We start from the raw sequence: 1,235 nt of genomic DNA, 5'->3' as shown, positions 1-1,235 counted from the left end.
GGCCCTGAAATGGAGGCGGCCCCATCAGCCACATCCCGGCACACGCGTCAGCCACTACCGTTGCTCCCTTCCGGGCCTGGCGGGGTTTGCAGCCTAGCATTGCGGGAGGACCGACAGGGCCACCACAAATATGATCATTCGGTGAACTACCGAGCCAATCGCTTGAACTTCAAGCACTTGGCGTGATCAAGGCGCACACTATAACAGCGCATCGCCGCCCTCACAAGGGGAGATCACGCCACGGGCTATTGCGTCGCCTCACGCGCTCGGCGATGGCGGAAATGACGCGCCATCACCGGCAGCAACAGCATCAGGACGATCAGGCGCAGAAGGTGATGGAAGGCGACGAAGATCGGGTCGAGATCGAGCGCCACCGCCAATAGCGCCATCTCGCCGATACCGCCGGGCGCCAGGGCGAGAAAGGCCACATCACGCGGCACGCCCATCAGCTGATGGATCAGCTCGGCAAAGCAGCCCAGCACCGACAGCGAGATCAGGGTCGCCACGCCCGACTGGCCCATCACCCCGACCAGCACCCGCGGCGTAAGGCCCTTGAAGCGCGCCCCGATGGCGCAGCCCAGCACCAGCTGCATGACATCGGTGCCCCATACCGGTGGCGAGAAACGCACCACGTCGCCAAGCGACAGCACCAGCGCCAGCAACAGTGGCGCCAGCAGCGAGGCATTGGGAATGCGCAGTCGCCTGGCCAGGGGCAGCAGAAACGGCAGCACCGCGATCAGCCACAGGCCGCTTACCGCCACATCGCTGCCGATGCCGGGCGTGCCCGCCGCACCTTCCAGCACCCAATAGAGCGGCGGCAGAATCATGATCACCAGCAGCACCCGCAACGATTGCGCCACCGCGATGCGCTGCGGGTCGCCACCGATGCGCTCGCCGATCACCACCATCGCCGTCAGCGCGCCGGGCACCGAGGAGAACCACGCACTGGTGGCGTCAAAACCACAGCGGCGATACCAGGCGGCGCAGGCCAGCGTCGAGGCCCACACCCCCGCCAGCAGCAGCAACGCCGACAACCACCAGCTGGAGAGGTGCGAGACCAGCTCGGGCGAGACGCGCGCGCCCAGCGTCAGCCCCAGCACCCCCAGAAACAGGTTGCGCAGGCGGTCCGGTACGCCCAGCCTCAGCCCGGCCATCGCGCCCAGCAGATTGGCGACCAGCGGCCCCAGCATCCACGCCAGCGGCATGCCGGTGAGCTGGAACAGCCAACCGCCCAC

1 protein-coding gene and 1 other RNA gene are annotated in these 1,235 nt (G+C 67.1%); both read right to left on the bottom strand.

The genetic code is table 11. The features are described 5' to 3' along the window. Positions 1-19: 19 nt before the first annotated feature. Positions 20-116, bottom strand: an RNA gene (ffs, locus tag AC4FAH_RS03930) — signal recognition particle sRNA small type. A 129-nt stretch (positions 117-245) separates the two neighbouring features. Beyond that, the coding region (locus AC4FAH_RS03925) for an AbrB family transcriptional regulator (protein WP_490245656.1) at positions 246-1,235 on the bottom strand (990 nt) is incomplete at its 5' end.

The organism is Cobetia sp. (assembly GCF_983723665.1).
The sequence above is the reverse complement of the archived record's forward strand: the minus strand, read 5'-3'. Positions and strand labels throughout refer to the sequence as shown.